Source organism: Mesorhizobium sp. ES1-6, from assembly GCF_020164775.1.
Classification (GTDB): domain Bacteria; phylum Pseudomonadota; class Alphaproteobacteria; order Rhizobiales; family Rhizobiaceae; genus Mesorhizobium.
Genome location: NZ_JAIUGU010000001.1, coordinates 866,501 through 882,772 on the forward strand (window position 1 = coordinate 866,501; position 16,272 = coordinate 882,772).

The following is a 16,272-nucleotide window of genomic DNA, read 5'->3' on the forward strand; positions in this document are numbered from 1 at the left end:
TCGATGATAGAAGACCAATTGGACCGCATCGACAGGAACATCCTGTCAGCGCTGGCCGGCAATGGCCGGCTTTCCATGTCGGAGCTCGCGGCAAAGGTCGGTCTGTCCAAGACGCCGGTGCAGGCGCGCGTGAAGCGGCTGGAGAAGGACGGCTACATCAGAGGCTATCAGGCGATCATCGACCGCGAGCGCATGGGTGAAGGCCATGTCGCCTTCGTCCAGGTGAAATTGTCTGACACCCGATCCGCCGCGCTCGATGCTTTCAACCGGTCCGTCCAGGCCGTGCCGGAGATCGAGCAGTGCCACATGATGGCGTCGAGCTTCGATTATCTCCTGAAGGTCCGCACCCGGGACATCGCCGCCTACCGCCGCGTGCTCGGCGAGCGCATCTCGGCCTTGCCGCATGTCGCCCAGACCTCGACCTTCGTGGCGATGGAGACGGTGAAGGACAGATAGGGGTTCAGTGGCCAGTACGTGACTTTGGCTTCCCGGGCTCAAAGCGGATGCGAAGCTTCGAGCCCGTCGCCTTGGCAAAACGCTGCAGGGTCCGAGTGGAAGGCATGTTTCGACCGCTCTCCAAGCGAGCAATCACCGCCTGCGTGGTGCCCATGGCGACAGCGACCTCTTCCTGCGTCATATCCGCTTCGCCACGGGCCTTGATCAAAGCTTCGGCGATCGCGAACTCCTCGTCCAGCGCCTCATATTCGGCAACGAACTCCGGGTCCTTGAACCACTCCTTTGCGGCGTCCTCAACGAGAATTGTTTTCCGGCTCATAGAACCTCCTTTGCTCGCTTGAGGGCCAGCTCGACCTCGCTTCGAGGCGTCTTCTGGGTCTTTTTAGCGAATACTCGCACCACAACCACTCGACGTTCGGCAGCAGTTACATAAATAGCACGGGCGATACCATCACGACCCTTCATGCGCATCTCCCAAAGCCTGCCTTCCAGATGCTTTACATAGGGCTCGTGGACCTTTTGCAGCCCATGCTCTTCGACCAAACGCGATATTCGAAGGAAGCTGGCCAGGATATCTTTCGGCTGAGCTTCGAGCTCCTGCCTCACCTCAACATTGAGAAACGCAACGGTCCAGCTCATCGCACGAAATATACCTTTTTTGCAATATTATTTCAACACCGACTTGCCCGCTGCCTCTCACTCCGCCAGCGTCTTTAAAAACGCTACCAGTTCCGCACGCTCGCGGTCAGAGAGTTCCAGCGGATGAACCTCGGAGGTGCCTTCGACGCTTGGTGCAGCCTTGGCATAGTGAGCCACCACCTCGTCGAGCGATGAAAACTGCCCGGCGTGCATGTAAGGCGGCCGTGTCGCAGCCCCACGCAGCGATGGTGTCTTGTAGGCACGCACCAGTTCCGGCGCATCCTTGACCATGAAGCGCAGCTCGCCGCAGGCACTGGCGTCGCCGTCGCGATAGGCGCCGAAGCAGTTGAACGGATCGGCCTCGACCTGGGCCACCGCATCGACGCGCCCGCGATCCGGCGGCAGGTCCGCGACAGGCGGCACACCGGTGTTGTGAAAGCTGTTGTCGGTGAAGCGCGGGCCGTTATGGCAGGTCACGCAATTGGCCTTGCCGATGAACAGTTTCAGCCCGAGGATTTCCTCTCTGGAAAAGATGGCATCGCCTTTCGGCTCGGCGCCCGTGGAAAGGTCCAGCGCGAAACGGTCGAAGCGCGTCGGCGCCGGCTCGATCGAGCGTTCGAAAGCAGCGATCGCCTTGCCGATATTGGCATAGACGCGGTTGACCGCATCGCGCTGCGTATCGCTCATCGCGTTCCAGGCAGCCTTTTCGGCATCGCTTCCGAGCGGGCTGGCATTCGGCGGAATGCCGGAAAAATCAGGCAATGGCCCAAAGATGCGATCGTAGCGTTCGCCGAAACGCGCCTTCATGTAATGTGCATAGGCCGTGCGGTTTCCCGCCTGTTCCAGCGGATTTTCGAGCGGTGTCAGCGCCTGCGCCCACAGGCTGTCGCGGCGGCCATCCCAGAAGAACCAGGGGTCGCGCGCCACACCGGCCAGCGGCATGGTGCGCCGGTTGGTGCGGCCAACGCCCACCGCCTGCGGCAGGTCGTCCTGGAACTGGCGGTCGATCTTGTGGCAGGTCGAGCAGGACACCGTGCCGTCGTGGCTCATCCCGACATCGAAGAACAGCGTCGAGCCGAGTGCCGCGGCGGCCGGCATATCGGCGAACCGGTTGGTGGTGTCGGGCTTCAGCGCCGGTAGCGTGTTCAGCGCGAGCGAAGCGATCGTCTGCTTCTCCGCATCGGAAAAATCCGGCTTGCCGCAACCAGCAAGAATGGCGGCCATGGCCAGCGCCAGAGAGCAGAAAAGGCGCCTCATCGACCGCTCACAGCACCACGTTGAACAGCACCGTATCGGAGCCCGCGCCGGACGATATGGCGAAACGCAGCTGCCACCAGCCGCTCATGGTGAATTTCAGTCCCTCGATGCGGTAACGGCCCTCGCCGAGATAATCGGTGACCTGCGGGCTGGTCGGCAAACCGTGATTGTGTAGCGGCATGCCGCCGGAGATGGCGATCGCGGCGCGCTCCACCGAAGCCCCGGTCTTGGTTTTCAGCGTCAGCACCCAGGCTTCCAGTTCGCCCTGCCGCACGACACCACGTTCCGGCACGAAGCTCGTCACGTAGAGTCCATTGTCTGTTTTCTTCGTCCGCGAGACATCCGGTCCGAGCGGTTGCCCCGACTGCGGCGCGGTCAGGTAGACGGCCGCGAGTACGCCGGCCAGCAAAGCAGCCAGACCAAGACCTGCCAGGAGATAACGCCATAACGATGCCAAACCGGTTCCTCTTCTGCGGACAACGCTCCGCCGGGCGGATCGCATCCCGCCAGCCTGTGGGAAAACGCTGTGGCGCAAAAATGCCTGCTTGCCAAGCATGGCGCTGCGTCCGGCAAAAAGCTACAGCACCGAAATCACTGGAGGATCGCAGATGGTGGGAAACGGCATTGCGTCGATCGGCGAGTGCATGCTCGAACTTTCCGGCCAGACCGGGCCGAACTGGCGCATGGGGTTTGCCGGCGACACGTTCAACACGCTGTGGGCGCTGCATGCGCTGAACGGCGACCGGCCCGCAACCTATGTCTCGGCGTTCGGCGACGATCCTTTCTCGCAGGGCCAGATCGCTTTCTTCGCCGAAAACGGCATCGGCATCGGCTCCAGCCCGGTCATACCAGGCGCGCGGCCAGGCCTCTATGCCATCACGCTGACCGGCGCCGAACGCTCCTTCACCTACTGGCGCGGCGACGCCGCCGCCCGGCAGCTCGCGTCGGATCCGGCAGCACTATCGGAAAATCTGCAAAATCAATCTCTTGTGTACTTTTCCGGAATCACTTTGGCAATTCTGGACGAGGCCGCGCGTGCCACACTTCTGGCGGCCGTGGCGAAGGCGCGCGCGGCCGGCTCGACGGTCGCCTTCGATCCCAACTACCGGCCACGGCTGTGGCGCAGCCGCGACGACGCACAGGCAGCGATCGTCGAAGCGCTTGCCGTCACCGATATCGCGCTGCCGACCTTTCCGGACGAGCAGATGCTGTTTGGAGATGAGACACCACAGGCGACCGCCGATCGCCTCGCTCAATTGGTCAAAGAGGTCGCGGTCAAGAACGGCGAGCAGCCGGCACTGATTGCCGAAAACGGATCATTGCAGGACGTGCCTGCAATCCATGTCGCGATGCCCGCCGACACGACCGGCGCCGGCGATTCCTTCAATGGCGGCTATCTCGCCGCTCGTCTTGCCGGTCACAGTCCGCAGGAAGCCGCCCGCCGGGGCCATCGCGTTGCCGCTGCCGTCGTCCAGGTTCGAGGGGCGCTGGCGCCGTTCGAGACGCTGCGTGCAGCGTTCGACAAGTCTTGAAAAGCTAACCCTGCCGGAAGCGGTATTCGGTCACGTGGTGATAGATCGCGCCAGGCCATAGCGTCGCCTGCGGGAAATAGGGCCGGTTCGGCGCGTCCGGCCATATTTGCGGCTCCAGGCAGAAGCCGCTGAAGGCCTTGTAGTTCCGTCCTTCCAGGCCGGTGCGCGGCGTCACATATTGCCCGGTATAGAGCTGCACGCCGGGCTCCGTGGTCCACACTTCCATCTCGACGCCGGAATTCGCCCCTTGCACCCATGCCGCCTGCTTGAGCGGACCGCGCGCCGAGGCAAGGCAGAAATTCTGGTCGTAGGGCAACTGCTCGCCCTCCGTTTCCATCCGCAACGGCCGCGCCTGGCGAAAATCGAAGGGCGTGCCGTCAACCGGCTTGACCACGCCGGTCGGGATCATGTCGCCGTCGACGGGCAGATAGGCGCCGGCGTTCAGCATCATGCGATGGTCGAGAATGTCGCCGGTGCCGCCATCATCGAGGTTGAAATAGGAATGCTGGGTGAGATTGCACAGCGTCGGCTCCTCGCAGGTCGCCGTCAGCTCGACGCTGAGCGTTCCGGGAATCTTCAGCCGGTAGGTGCAGGTGACGTCGAGCGCGCCGGGAAAGCCCATCGCGCCGTCGGGATCATGCAGCGTCAGCGTGACGAAATCCCTGCCATGCAGCGAAACCGTCCATGGTCTGTGGGAATAGCCTTGCGAGCCGCCATGCAGCGTATGCTTGTCGAGGAAGTTGCGCTCGGTCTGGTAGCGGTTGCCGCCAATGGTGAAACGGCCATCGCCGATGCGGTTGGCGTAGCGCCCGACCACCGCCCCGAAGAAGCCGGTGTCGGTCTCATAGGCTTCCAGATTGTTGTAGCCGAGGACCAGCGGCGCGTCGTGCCCGGTCAGGCGCAGATCCTGGACGATGGCGCCGAGCCCGATGATGTTGGCGGTAAGGCCGCCGCCCCTGATGGTGAAGCGGCGGACCGGTTCGCCCGCCTGCGTCGTGCCGAAAACCTCGCCGTCCTTCATCGTCATGCCCGCAAATGCCAGTGGATCCAAAGGACTTCGGCTGGTGGTCAGCCTGGGGCAGGTTTACCAGCCTGCCCCAGCACCAGCCTATCAGAGGCCGAGGCCGCCGATGCACACATATTTGGTATCGAGGTAGTCCTCGATGCCCTGATGGCCGCCTTCCTTGCCGAGCCCCGATTCCTTGACGCCGCCGAACGGCGCTTCCGGTGTGGTGATCAGCCCTTCATTGACGCCGACCATGCCGTATTTCAGGCCTTCCATGACTCGGAAGGCACGGCCGAGATCGCCGGTATAGAAATAGCAGGCGAGGCCGAACTCGGTGTCGTTGGCGAGCGCGACGGCCTCTTCCTCGGTCTCGAACTTGAACACGGGTGCGACCGGCCCAAAGATCTCTTCCTTCATGAACCGCATTTTCGGCGTCGCATTGGCGATGACCGTCGGCTGGAAGAACGAACCGCCCAGAGCATGGCGATGACCGCCGGCGACGACCTTGCCACCCTTGGCGGTGGCGTCGGCGATCAGCTCCTCGACCTTCTCGACCGCCTTCTCATCGATCAGCGGCCCCTGCTGGACGCCCTCTTCGAGGCCGGAACCGACCTTCAGTCCATTGCTGGCCGCGGCGAGCTTCTCGACGAACTTGTCATAGACGCCGGCCTGGACCAGGAAGCGGTTGGTGCAGACGCAGGTCTGGCCGGAATTGCGATATTTGGCGGTGATCGCGCCAGCAACGGCACGCTCGATATCGGCGTCGTCGAAGACGATGAACGGCGCGTTGCCGCCGAGCTCCATCGACACCTTCTTGACCGTGACCGACGATTTCTGGATCAGGATCTTGCCGACCTCGGTCGAGCCGGTGAAGGTGATCTTCTTGACGAGCGGATTGGCGCAAATCTCGTCGCCGATCTCACCGGCGGCACCGGTCAGGATGTTGACGACACCCTTGGGAAAACCGACTTCCTCGGCCAGCGCGCCCCAGGCGAGACCCGAATACGGCGTCTGCGACGCCGGCTTGACCACGGCGGTGCAGCCGGCGGCAAGTGCGGGACCGAGCTTGCGGGCCAGCATCGAGGACGGGAAATTCCACGGCGTGATGGCGGCAATGACGCCGACCGGTTCCTTGGTCACCAGGATGCGGCGATCCGCCCATGGCGAGGGCACGACGTCGCCATAAGTGCGGCGCCCTTCTTCGGCGAACCACAGGATATAGGACGCGGCCGAGCCGATCTCGCCCTTCGATTCGAACAGCGACTTGCCCTGCTCGATGGTGAGCAGTTCGGCCAGCACGTCCTGATTGTCCATCATCGCGTCATGCAGCTTGCGCAGCAGCTTGGAGCGCTCGAGCGCGGTCGTCTTGCGCCAGGTCTTGAACGCCTCGTCGGCGGCCTCGATGGCGCGGCGGGTCTCGGCCTTGCCCGACTTCGGCACGGTGCCGATCTTGAGGCCGGTGGCCGGATTGTTCACATCGACCGTCTGGCCGCTGTCGGCCTGCACCCATTCGCCGTTGATGAGATTGGCCTGGCGCATGAAATGGCTGGTTTTCTGAAGCATGGTCTAGCCTCCGTTCGGCGCTCACGGGCCGCTATCTGGATGTCTTCGGTAAAGCGCAGGCAGGGCCGCACGCTGGAGCCATTGCTCTTAACCTAGGGAAAGCCCCGCAAGCAATCGCAAGATGGCATATAGGGGTTGGACCAGCCCGAAACGAGAGCGGGGCGGCGCACGACGCCGTCAACCTCACCCGAAAACATGCAGCACGACCGTCAGCCAGAAAGCCGTGGTGACGGCCGCGCAGGCGGTAGCGATGGTCATCTGGTTCGACGCCAGCGCCTGGCCGGTGTTGAACTGGACGGCGATGAGATAGGAATTGATGCCCGATGGCAGTGCCGCCACCACGACCGCCACCTTGGCCGTCAGCGGCGGCAGGCCGAGCAGCCAGACGAAGGCAAGAACCAGCGCAGGCATCAGGAACAGCTTCAGCGCCGAAAGCGCCAGCGCCGGCCGCACATTGCCCGATATGCCGAAGCGGCGCAGGCTGAGCCCCATGGCAAACAGCGCCACCGGCCCGGCGGTGTCGGCCAGTGCATCGACCAACCGCATGGCGAGGTTCGGCAGCGGCACGCCACTCAGGCGCCATGCGAGGCCCAGGAGAATGCCGATGATCAACGGATTGATGAACAGCCGCCGCAGGAAACTTCTGACGACGCGCAAGGGATGGACCTGTTCGCCGCTGCCGCGGCCGAACATCTCGAACAGCACGATCGAAGCCATCATCATGATCGGCAGATGTACCGAGACAAGCAGCGACAGCACTTCGAAACCGCTCGGACCGAATATGCCAAGAATGAAGGGGGCTCCGAGCAGCACCACATTGGAGTAGGCGGACGATACGCCGCCGACGACGCCGGCGCGCGCGTCACGGCCGAAGACCCGCGTGGTGACAATATGGCCGGCGGCCCAGGTGATCGCCACGGCGGTGAAATAGGCACCCCACAGCGGCCATGGCGCGACGCCGTGGAAATCGGCATTGACCATGGTCTGGAACAGAAGCAGCGGCATGGCCACCGAGACCGCGAAATCGGATATCCCCTCGCCGCTCGCCGGTCTGAGATAGCCCGTAAGCCCGGCGAGATAGCCGAGCGCGACAAGACTGAAGACGAACAGGACGGTTTCGGTAAGCGGAGACATTTTTCAGGGATAGGCGAGCCACGCTCAGGGCGCAATCGCGCCTGAATTTGATCATCGTCGGCTGGCAGGGTTATAGAGGGCTTGGATCATCAGGGCGGAACGACAAATGACCTTTGTCGACACCTCGAAACTGCGTCTTTTCCGGCGTGCGTGGCTGACGTTGTTTGTCGCCATGCTTGTCTCCCTTGCAGCGTCGATGCTTCAGCCAACCGAGGCAAAAGACCTCAAGGGCGTGGCGCTGATCGTGGGCCAATCCAGATACGAACACATCGCCGCGCTGCCCAACCCGGCCAATGATGCCCGCGACATGGCCAAGATGCTGACCGATCTCGGCTTCGACGCCCGCAACGTCAGCGACCGCGACGCCGGCAAGCTGAAGCGCGATCTCGAACGCTTCGTCGAGGACGCCGAGGGCGCCGACGTCGCTCTCATCTACTATTCGGGTCACGGGATCGAGGCCGGCGGCGAGAATTATCTGGTTCCGGTCGACGCCGACATGTCGTCGCTCAAGGATGCCGATCAGGCGCTGGTGCCGATTTCCGCCGTCATGGACGAATTGAAGAAGACCGTGCCGGTGACGATCATGCTGCTCGACGCCTGCCGCACCAATCCGTTTCCTGCCGATGCCACGGTGCGGCGCGCACCGACGGCTTCGGCCGAGCCGATCGGCGCCGGCGGGCTGGAACCGGTACGCGGCGCCAAGGCCCTCGGCAACGCGCAGGCCGCCGACGCGAGCCTCGGCACGGTGATCGGCTTCGCCGCCGAGCCCGGCCGTCCGGCGCTCGATGGCGCCGCTGGCGAAAACAGCCCCTACGCGGCGGCTTTGCTGCGCCATCTCGCGGCGATGAAAGGCACCGAGTTCGGTTCGGTCATGCGCATGGTGACGGAAGAGGTCTATCTCGACACCAAGGCCAGGCAGCGTCCCTGGGTCAATGAAAGCCTGCGCCGCCTGCTCTATTTCGGTGTCGCGCCGCCCGAACCGACCGGCGACGACGGTCTGATCACCGGCGAACGGCGGCAGTTGCTGCTGACGATCTCCGACCTGCCCGACCCCAAACGGGCGCAGGTGGAACTGGCCTCGCTGCAGGAAGGCGTCCCGCTCGACGCGCTCTACGGCGTGCTGAAAGCGCTCGGCACGGAGAAAATCCCCGAAGATCCGACCGACCTGCAAAAAGTGCTCGATGCGCAGGCCGAGCGCCTGAAGAAGATGATGTCCGAGCGCGCCGCGTTGCGCACCGACGACCCGGAGATCAAACGCCTGGTGGCGTCCGCCGACAAGGCCATCGGCCAAGGCGCGATCGCCACCGCGCGCAAATTCCTCGATGACGCCGTTGGGCGGGTCGAAGAGACAAACGACACGGTCGATCAGGCCGAGGAATTGATCAAGCAGAAGCGCATTGCCGACGCCGCGATCTATGCCAAGCGGGGCGACGCCTCGGCGCTGGTCTTCGATTACAAATCGGCCGCCAACGATTACGCCAAGGCGTTCTCGCTGGCCGAGAAATGGGATGACAAGCTGCGCTGGAACTACAAGAACCAGGAAGCGGAGGCGCTTAATTCCCACGGCTACGCCACCGGCGACCTGGATTCGCTGCAGGGCGCGATCGCAGCCTATCGCACTATTTTGAATTTCATTCCCAACGGCGAACAGAACCGCGACTGGGCCATCACCCGCAACAACATGGCGGTGGTGCTGCAGAACATCGGCGAGCGCGAGACCGAGACCGCGCATCTCGAAGAGGCAGCCCAGATCTTTCGCGATTCGCTTGCGGTGTTCGAACGTGTGAAAGACGATCTCAACTGGGCCGCCGCGCAGAACAATCTCGGCAATGTGCTGCTGAAGATCGGCGAACGCGAGAGCGACCCGAAGCGCCTGAACGAGGCGGTGGCGGCGATGCGCGCCACGCTGGAGAAGCGCCCGCGCGACAAGGTTCCCCTCGACTGGGCGTCGTCGCAGAACAATCTTGGCCTCGCGCTCTATGCGCTCTCCGAACGTGAACCCGCCGGCGAGCATCTGACGCAGGCGGAAGCGGCCTACCGGCTGGCGCTCGAGGAATACACGCGCGCAAAAACGCCGGTCGAGTGGGCGATGGTCGAGAACAATCTCGGCAACACGCTTGTGACCCTTGGCATCCAGCTCAACGACAAGGCGAGGATCAACGAGGCGGCCGACGCTTTTCGCGCCGCGCTCGAGGTCAGAACCCGTGAAACCTTCCCGGTCTCCTGGGCCACCAGCCGTCTTAACCTCGGCAATGCGCTGAGCGGCGTCGCCCGCTTCGACATGGGCACCGGCACGCTCGAAGAAGCGGCGGCGGCCTATGACGACGCGCTGGCGGTGTTTACCCGGCAGCGCTTCCCGATGGACTGGGCGTCGGCGCAGAACAATCTCGGCTCGATCTACCAGACGCTTGGCCAGCGCACCCGCGACGCGACCAGGCTGGAGCAGTCGGTTGCGGCATTCCAGGCGGCCCGCCAGGTCTATGTCAGGCGAAAATTCCCGCTGGACTGGGCAATGAGCTACTACAATCTCGGCAACACGCTGCAGCTTCTTGGCGGCGTGACCGACAAGCCCGAGCACTACAGCGAGGCGGTCGAGGCCTACCGCAACGCCTTGCGCGAATACAAGCGCGAAACCAACCCGCGGCAATGGGCGCTGACCCAGGCTGGCCTAGGCTCAACGCTGCACTGGTTGAGCATGAGCAATGCCGACCCCAAAACCTTGCAAGATTCGATCGCCGCGCGGCGTGCGGCGCTCGAAGTGCTGACCATGGAGACCGCACCGGTCGACTGGGCCAACGCCCAGAACGGCATCGGCATGAGCCTGCTCAACCTCGGCAATATCGAACGGACCGGCAAATATCTCGACGAGGCCGAGGCGGCTTTCACCGCGACACTGAAGGTGTTCACGAGGCAAAGCCAGCCGATGCAGTGGGCCTTTGAGCAGAACAATCTTGGCGACGTCAGCTGGAACCGCGCCAGCTATGGCGGTGGCAAGCCGGAGTATCTCAAGGCCATCGCGTTCTTCGAGAACGCCAAGCAGGGCTTTACCGAAGCCGGCTACACCATCCCCATCCCGCTCACCGACCAGAAGATCGATCTGGTGAAGCAGCAACTCGCCAAAAAGTGAGACCTGAGACGCTGCCGATCTCCGGCTTGTCTTTGTACCCGCTTTCCAATCCCTATATGCGAATGGTCGGAGTCCGCTGCGGGCTCCTGGAAGGGTGGCGATGATCCGATTTGCCTTGGCGTTGTTCCTGCTTGTCGTCCCCGCCGCCGCGCATGCGACGGACGCCGGATGGGCGCTGTTGCGTGACGGCGGGCATGTCGTGCTGCTGCGCCACGCCATGACCACCGGCACCACCGACCCGGCCAACTTCGATATCGACAGCTGTTCCACCCAGGTCAATCTGTCGGCACGCGGCAAGCAACAGGCAAGCAAGATCGGCGCCCTGTTCGCCGCGCGAGCGGCTCCCGTCGAGCGCGTCCTGTCCAGCCGCTACTGCCGATGCCTCGACACCGCGCGCATCGCGTTCGAGGCCGAGCCGGAACTGTTCGCACCGCTTGATCTCCTGAAGGGCGACGATGCCCAGAAGGCAGCGCAGATCGCCGCCATCATGAAGGAAATCCACGCCTATTCCGGCTCCGACAATCTGGTCATGGTCACCCATCTGGAAAATATCGTCGCGCTGACCGGCATCTCGCCACGTGAAGGCGAAGCTGTGGTCGTCGAACCGCAAGGCGACGGTCTGCGCGTGCTCGGCCGCGTCACTTTCTGAAGTGATTCCATTCACAAGTCTGGATGAGCCGGTGTGGCTTAAATGCCACTTCCGGAAGAAGCCGCGAATCCACCCCGACAATGTCGCTTGCGACAACCCGTCGCAGGGGCTATAGGCGCGCTCCCGGTCACGAAAACCGAAGCGAGCACAACGGTTGGAGCTTTCGTCTCCGCCCGTGCAGGCGGCTTTGCCGCCCTGTATACGGCGCCGCTTTAGGGATTGGGATCGTGGGTGTAGCTCAGTTGGGAGAGCGCCGGACATAATCCGGAGGTCGGGGGTTCGAGTCCCTTCATCCGCACCACGGATAGCTCAGTTGGGAGAGCATCAGACTCATAATCTGACTGTCGAAGGTTCGAGTCCTTCTCCATTGGCCTGATAAGCCAGCACCCTGCCAGGTGTTATCTGAAAACGGTCCGGGGACTGGAATGCTTCAAGTCCGACGGACGGCCGAAGCCTTCGGGCCGAGGCCGGATCGAAAGGTTTGACGCCATCGGCTCGCGGCTAGGCTCGCGGTGATGATCAAGGCGCTGTGTCGCCGGCAAGGGAGGCCAAGGCTTCCCGAGCCCGCCTCATTGCCCCGCGATCCGCTCCCGAAGGCCCGCCACGGATTGATGCCACCAGTCCCCGGATCATTCGTGCCGGAATTGGAAGTGAAACGAGAAATGAAGGGAAGATCGACGCATGATTTGACGCCTCGCATGGGGCCATGCCCGACAGGAGTAAGACAATGACTATTCTCGATACAGTTCTTGGGCGCGAGCGCGTCCTCGTAAAGGAAAATGAGCGTGCCCTCACCCTGTACAAGGGAGAGATCAAGGCCGTCCTGCTGCCGGGTGAGCACTGGCTCGCCAACCGGCGCGGCAGCCTTGAAGTCTCGCGGCACGATCTGAGGAACCCGGAATTCGTTTCGGCGTACGAGAAGGCGTTGTTCGACAAGCTCCCGAACGTGGCCGCGCGTCATTTCACCGTCGTCCGCACCGGGCGCACGGAAGTCGCCGTCATCGAGCGCGACGGCAATTTGCATGCCGTGCTGGCGCCGGATCGCAAGCTCGTCCTGTGGACCGATGCCGGGCCGTGGAAGGTGACGACGGTCGACACGTCGGCTGACCTGGCCATCGATCCGGCGCTCATGCGCCGGCTCGGCCAGGCCAGGAAGGTGGAGCTGATGTCCGTCCACCCGGTCGTCGATGGACAGGCCGGACTGCTGTTCATCGACGGTGTCCTGGTACGGACGCTTGCCGCTGGCGTGCACGGCTTCTGGAATGTCGGACGCATGGTGCAGATCAAGGTCGTCGACCTCAAGCGCCAGTCGCTCGATGTCGCCGGGCAGGAAGTGCTGACCAAGGATCGCGTCACGATCCGCGTCAACATCGCGGCCGAATACCGGGTCGTCGATCCGGTCAAGGCAGTGAGCGCCGTGAAGGACTTCTCCGAGGCCCTCTACCGCGCCCTGCAGTACGCCTTCCGCAAGACGCTGGGCGGGCTCACCCTCGACCAGATCCTCGAGAAGAAGGTGACGGTCGACGAGGAAGCCGCGGCCAAGGTCCGTGCCGATATGGCCGAGATCGGCGTAGAGGTCAGCGACATCGCGCTCAAGGACGTGATCCTGCCGGGCGAGATGCGCGAGATCCTCAACCAGGTGGTTTCGGCCGAAAAGCAGGCCGAGGCCAACGTCATCCGCCGCCGCGAGGAGACGAACGCCACGCGTTCGCTGCTCAACACGGCCAGGGTGATGGCCGAAAACCCGGTGATGCTGCGGCTGAAGGAGCTCGAGGCTCTGGAAACCATCGCCGGCAAGGTCGAGCGGCTGACCGTCCACAACGGGACGGGCGGGCTGCTCAACGACTTGGTCAAGCTCCGCGACAGCTGAGCTTACCCAACGTCAGCAGGAAGGGCCGCCGGGTCAAACCGCGGCCCTTCTTGCGTTTCTGGAGACCGCTACCCATCTGCGCCCGGCTCATCAGGCCTTTTCCTGCCGGGAAAAACCGATTAGACAGCGCCCAAACAAGCTGCGGACAGATTCCGCCCGCAAAGAAGGAAAAGCCCCTTGTCCACCACGTTCGACAAAGTCGCCAAGATCATTGCCGACACCAGCGAGATCGATATCGACACCATTACGCCCGAGAGCCACACCATCGACGATCTCGGCATCGACAGTCTCGATTTCCTCGACATCGTCTTCGCCATCGACAAGGAATTCGGCATCAAGGTGCCGCTGGAAAAGTGGACCCAGGAAGTCAATGACGGCAAGGCTTCGACCGACGACTATTTCGTCATGAAGAACCTGTGCGCCAAGATCGACGCGCTGGTCGCCGCCAAGACCGCCTGAGGCCGTCAGGGCGCGTGACTTGACGCGCTCGGCCGCCTGACCCACAAAGCCGCTCATGAGCAGCCCCCACGACGTCGTCATCACAGGTATCGGCCTTGTTTCCTCGCTGGGGGAAGGTCCTGATGCCCATTGGCAGAAGCTGACGCAACCCGGCCAGAAGCCGGTGCTCGAAGCCGCGCGCTTTGCGCCCTACACGGTCCATCCGCTGCCCCAAATCGACTGGAACCTGCAGATCGCCAAGCGCGGCGACCAGCGGCAGATGGAAACCTGGCAGCGGCTCGGCACCTATGCGGCTGGCCTTGCGCTGGACGACGCCGGCATCAAGGGCAATGACGAGCTCTGCACCACCATGGACATGGTGGTGGCCGCCGGCGGCGGCGAGCGCGACGAGGCGGTCGACGCCGACATTCTCGCCGCGTCCGAGAGCCGCAACGACCGCGACGTGCTGCTCAACGAGAAGCTGACCACCGAGCTGCGCCCAACCCTGTTCCTGGCGCAGCTTTCCAATCTGCTCGCCGGCAACATCTCCATCGTCCACAAGGTGACGGGTTCGTCCAGAACCTTCATGGGTGAGGAAGGCGCCGGCGTCGCCGCCGTCGAGACGGCCGCCGCGCGTATCCGCTCCGGCCAGTCGACCCACATTCTGGTCGGCGGCGCCTTCCAGACCGAACATTCCGACATGCTGCTCGGCTATGAACTCGCCGGCTATCTGCATCGCGGCCCCTGGAAACCTGTCTGGCAAAGGCAGGGCGCCGAGGGTGGCGGTGTGGTCTCGGGTTCCGGCGGCGCCTTCCTGGTGCTGGAGCAGCGCGAACACGCGACAAGCCGCGGGCGCAAGATCTACGCCGAGCTTGGACCTGTCGTCTCCGGCCGCGCCAGGCGCTCTCGCGGCGAACTCGATACTGAGATCGCTACCCTGCTCAAACAGGCGGCGCTGCCAAACGGCAAGCTGCTCGCCATGTCGGGCGCATCCGGCGCGCACGCGGCGACATCAGCCGAAAAGGCGGCGCTCGATGCCGTCGAGGCGATATCGGCGCGCGGTTTCGCGACGCTGACCGGTCACATGAAGGAAGCACAATTTCCCTTCGCCGTGGCGCTGGCGGCGCTCGCCGTCAACCGCAAGGCCGCCTACCCTGTCTTTGACGCCACTGCCGAGAAGCCATTTGACGGCATTCCCGCGAGCGTCCTTGCAACGGCGATCGGCTATCACCAATTCGAGGGCATGGCGCTGGTCAACGCCGCTTGAGGCGGCGTTTGGCGATCGTGCCGCGGAGATCAAGAGGGCTTCCCGAATGGCCAATTTCAGAGATCACATGGGCAGGCCCGTCGTCGCCGTCACCGGCATTGGCGTGGTGACCTCGCTCGGCGTCGGCAAGGCTGACAATTGGGCGGCGCTGACCTCGGGCAAGTCGGGCATCCACCCGATCACCCGTTTCCCGGTCGATCACCTCAACACGCGCATCTCCGGCATGGTCGATTTCCTGGCATCGAGTTCGAAGGGTGCCAGCCCCCTCACCTATGAACTGGCCGAGACCGCCGCGCGTGAGGCCATGGCCGAATCTGGTCTCGATTCCGGTGATTTCGGCGGACCGCTCTTTCTTGCTTCGCCGCCGGTCGAGCTCGACTGGCACGAGCGCTTCGCGCTCTACAATTCCGACAAGCAGGATTCCGGCGCCGAAAGGCTTCTGCGCGTAGCGCGCGGCTTGAAGGAGCTCGACGTCTTCGAAACCACCCAGTTCGGCTCGATCGCCGACCGGCTGGCCGACCGGTTCGGCACACGCGGCCTGCCGATCACGCTGTCGACCGCTTGCGCCTCCGGCGCCACCGCCATCCAGCTCGGCGTCGAGGCGATCCGCCGTGGTGAATGCGACCGGGCGCTGTCGATCGGCGCCGACGGCTCGGCGACCGCCGAGGCGCTGATCCGCTTCTCGCTGCTGTCAGCCCTTTCCACCCACAACGACAACCCGGAAAAGGCTTCCAAGCCCTTTTCCAAGGACCGTGACGGCTTCGTATTGGCGGAGGGGTCCGGCGTCCTGGTGCTGGAATCGCTGGAGGCAGCGCTTGCCCGCGGGGCCTCGGTTCTCGGCATCCTCAGCGGCTGTGGTGAAAAGGCCGACGATTTCCACCGCACCCGCTCCAAGCCGGACGGCTCGCCGGCGATTGCCGCTGTCCGGGCCGCCCTTGCCGATGCGGGCCTCGGCGAAGACGAGATCGATTATGTCAACGCCCACGGCACCTCGACGCCGGAAAACGACAAGATGGAACACCTGTCGCTGTCGACGGTGTTTGGCGAGCGGATCGGCTCGATGCCGATCTCGTCCAACAAGTCGATGATCGGCCACACGCTGTCGGCTGCGGGCGCGGTTGAAGCGGCTTTTTCGCTGATGACGATGCGCGAAAGCGTCATTCCGCCGACCATCAACTATGACAATCCCGACCCGGCGATCGTGCTCGACGTCGTGCCGAACAAGAAGCGCGATGCGCAGGTCCGCACCGTTTTGTCGAACTCCTTCGGCTTCGGCGGCCAGAATACTTGCCTTGTCATGGCGCGGGAACCGGTCTAAGCGAGCCCTTTCCGCT

Annotated in this window: 15 protein-coding genes and 2 tRNA genes; 10 read left to right on the forward strand and 7 right to left on the reverse strand. The window is 63.6% G+C overall.

The annotated features are described in order from the left end of the window. Positions 1–3: 3 nt before the first annotated feature. Positions 4–456, forward strand: coding sequence for an Lrp/AsnC family transcriptional regulator (locus tag LB564_RS04390; RefSeq protein WP_127872699.1), 453 nt, complete (start codon positions 4–6; stop codon positions 454–456). A gap of 4 nt (positions 457–460) precedes the next feature. Here LB564_RS04390 and LB564_RS04395 read toward each other — a convergent pair whose 3' ends face one another. The 4 genes from LB564_RS04395 to LB564_RS04410 are packed head-to-tail and all read right to left on the reverse strand — an operon-like array spanning position 461 to position 2,809. Continuing rightward, the gene (locus LB564_RS04395; RefSeq protein ID WP_140701663.1) at positions 461–775 is read right to left on the reverse strand and encodes a helix-turn-helix domain-containing protein; all 315 of its coding nucleotides are present in this window, start codon (positions 773–775) and stop codon (positions 461–463) included. Next, the gene (locus tag LB564_RS04400; RefSeq protein ID WP_224535228.1) at positions 772–1,095 is read right to left on the reverse strand and encodes a type II toxin-antitoxin system RelE/ParE family toxin; all 324 of its coding nucleotides are present in this window, start codon (positions 1,093–1,095) and stop codon (positions 772–774) included. Before LB564_RS04400 ends, LB564_RS04395 begins: the two co-directional genes overlap by 4 nt. A gap of 57 nt (positions 1,096–1,152) precedes the next feature. Then, complete coding sequence (locus LB564_RS04405; protein ID WP_224535231.1) at positions 1,153–2,352, reverse strand: cytochrome-c peroxidase; 1,200 nt, start codon at positions 2,350–2,352, stop codon at positions 1,153–1,155. Between the two features lie 7 nt (positions 2,353–2,359). Further along, positions 2,360–2,809: a FixH family protein gene (locus LB564_RS04410; RefSeq protein ID WP_224535233.1), complete on the reverse strand. Its 450-nt coding sequence runs from the start codon at positions 2,807–2,809 to the stop codon at positions 2,360–2,362. A gap of 151 nt (positions 2,810–2,960) precedes the next feature. Here LB564_RS04410 and LB564_RS04415 point away from each other — a divergent pair, with 151 nt between their 5' ends. Further along, positions 2,961–3,884, forward strand: coding sequence for a sugar kinase (locus LB564_RS04415; protein WP_224535235.1), 924 nt, complete (start codon positions 2,961–2,963; stop codon positions 3,882–3,884). Positions 3,885–3,888: 4 nt separating this feature from the next. Here the strand turns inward: LB564_RS04415 and LB564_RS04420 are convergent, their stop codons facing one another. The 3 genes from LB564_RS04420 to LB564_RS04430 all read right to left on the reverse strand — a co-directional run bounded on the left by LB564_RS04420 (position 3,889) and on the right by LB564_RS04430 (position 7,587). Then, positions 3,889–4,911 carry an aldose epimerase family protein gene (locus tag LB564_RS04420; protein ID WP_224535237.1) on the reverse strand — a complete coding sequence of 341 codons (1,023 nt, stop codon included), beginning with the start codon at positions 4,909–4,911 and terminating at the stop codon, positions 3,889–3,891. Positions 4,912–4,995: 84 nt separating this feature from the next. Next, on the reverse strand, positions 4,996–6,453 hold the full coding sequence (locus tag LB564_RS04425; RefSeq protein WP_224535239.1) for an NAD-dependent succinate-semialdehyde dehydrogenase: 1,458 nt from the start codon (positions 6,451–6,453) through the stop codon (positions 4,996–4,998). 183 nt (positions 6,454–6,636) lie between these two features. Next, positions 6,637–7,587: an AEC family transporter gene (locus LB564_RS04430; protein WP_224535241.1), complete on the reverse strand. Its 951-nt coding sequence runs from the start codon at positions 7,585–7,587 to the stop codon at positions 6,637–6,639. 106 nt (positions 7,588–7,693) lie between these two features. On the opposite strand from LB564_RS04430, the gene LB564_RS04435 reads away from it, so the two are divergent. The 8 genes from LB564_RS04435 (at position 7,694) to LB564_RS04470 (ending at position 16,256) form a co-directional block, all read left to right on the forward strand. Further along, positions 7,694–10,714 carry a caspase family protein gene (locus LB564_RS04435; RefSeq protein ID WP_224535243.1) on the forward strand — a complete coding sequence of 1,007 codons (3,021 nt, stop codon included), beginning with the start codon at positions 7,694–7,696 and terminating at the stop codon, positions 10,712–10,714. Positions 10,715–10,814: 100 nt separating this feature from the next. After that, complete coding sequence (locus LB564_RS04440; RefSeq protein WP_140701672.1) at positions 10,815–11,363, forward strand: histidine phosphatase family protein; 549 nt, start codon at positions 10,815–10,817, stop codon at positions 11,361–11,363. A 227-nt stretch (positions 11,364–11,590) separates the two neighbouring features. Further along, positions 11,591–11,664 (forward strand) — tRNA-Tyr (locus LB564_RS04445). A gap of 2 nt (positions 11,665–11,666) precedes the next feature. After that, positions 11,667–11,734: transfer RNA gene (locus tag LB564_RS04450), tRNA-Met, on the forward strand. Between the two features lie 356 nt (positions 11,735–12,090). Continuing rightward, positions 12,091–13,233 carry a slipin family protein gene (locus LB564_RS04455; RefSeq protein ID WP_224535246.1) on the forward strand — a complete coding sequence of 381 codons (1,143 nt, stop codon included), beginning with the start codon at positions 12,091–12,093 and terminating at the stop codon, positions 13,231–13,233. Positions 13,234–13,410: 177 nt separating this feature from the next. Beyond that, positions 13,411–13,692, forward strand: coding sequence for an acyl carrier protein (locus LB564_RS04460; protein ID WP_010909964.1), 282 nt, complete (start codon positions 13,411–13,413; stop codon positions 13,690–13,692). Positions 13,693–13,747: 55 nt separating this feature from the next. Further along, on the forward strand, positions 13,748–14,938 hold the full coding sequence (locus LB564_RS04465) for a beta-ketoacyl-ACP synthase (protein ID WP_224535248.1): 1,191 nt from the start codon (positions 13,748–13,750) through the stop codon (positions 14,936–14,938). Positions 14,939–14,984: 46 nt separating this feature from the next. Continuing rightward, entirely contained in the window at positions 14,985–16,256 is a 1,272-nt protein-coding gene (locus tag LB564_RS04470; RefSeq protein WP_224535250.1) for a beta-ketoacyl-ACP synthase, read from the forward strand. Positions 16,257–16,272: the final 16 nt, after the last annotated feature.

What these genes read in the sequence shown, in the direction of transcription:
- LB564_RS04390 (WP_127872699.1), top strand. Translation starts at nt 4, where the DNA reads ATGATAGAAGACCAATTGGACCGCATCGACAGGAACATCCTGTCAGCG.
- LB564_RS04395 (WP_140701663.1), bottom strand. Translation starts at nt 775, where the DNA reads ATGAGCCGGAAAACAATTCTCGTTGAGGACGCCGCAAAGGAGTGGTTC.
- LB564_RS04400 (WP_224535228.1), bottom strand. Translation starts at nt 1,095, where the DNA reads ATGAGCTGGACCGTTGCGTTTCTCAATGTTGAGGTGAGGCAGGAGCTC.
- LB564_RS04405 (WP_224535231.1), bottom strand. Translation starts at nt 2,352, where the DNA reads ATGAGGCGCCTTTTCTGCTCTCTGGCGCTGGCCATGGCCGCCATTCTT.
- LB564_RS04415 (WP_224535235.1), top strand. Translation starts at nt 2,961, where the DNA reads ATGGTGGGAAACGGCATTGCGTCGATCGGCGAGTGCATGCTCGAACTT.
- LB564_RS04420 (WP_224535237.1), bottom strand. Translation starts at nt 4,911, where the DNA reads ATGACGATGAAGGACGGCGAGGTTTTCGGCACGACGCAGGCGGGCGAA.
- LB564_RS04425 (WP_224535239.1), bottom strand. Translation starts at nt 6,453, where the DNA reads ATGCTTCAGAAAACCAGCCATTTCATGCGCCAGGCCAATCTCATCAAC.
- LB564_RS04430 (WP_224535241.1), bottom strand. Translation starts at nt 7,587, where the DNA reads ATGTCTCCGCTTACCGAAACCGTCCTGTTCGTCTTCAGTCTTGTCGCG.
- LB564_RS04435 (WP_224535243.1), top strand. Translation starts at nt 7,694, where the DNA reads ATGACCTTTGTCGACACCTCGAAACTGCGTCTTTTCCGGCGTGCGTGG.
- LB564_RS04440 (WP_140701672.1), top strand. Translation starts at nt 10,815, where the DNA reads ATGATCCGATTTGCCTTGGCGTTGTTCCTGCTTGTCGTCCCCGCCGCC.
- LB564_RS04455 (WP_224535246.1), top strand. Translation starts at nt 12,091, where the DNA reads ATGACTATTCTCGATACAGTTCTTGGGCGCGAGCGCGTCCTCGTAAAG.
- LB564_RS04465 (WP_224535248.1), top strand. Translation starts at nt 13,748, where the DNA reads ATGAGCAGCCCCCACGACGTCGTCATCACAGGTATCGGCCTTGTTTCC.
- LB564_RS04470 (WP_224535250.1), top strand. Translation starts at nt 14,985, where the DNA reads ATGGCCAATTTCAGAGATCACATGGGCAGGCCCGTCGTCGCCGTCACC.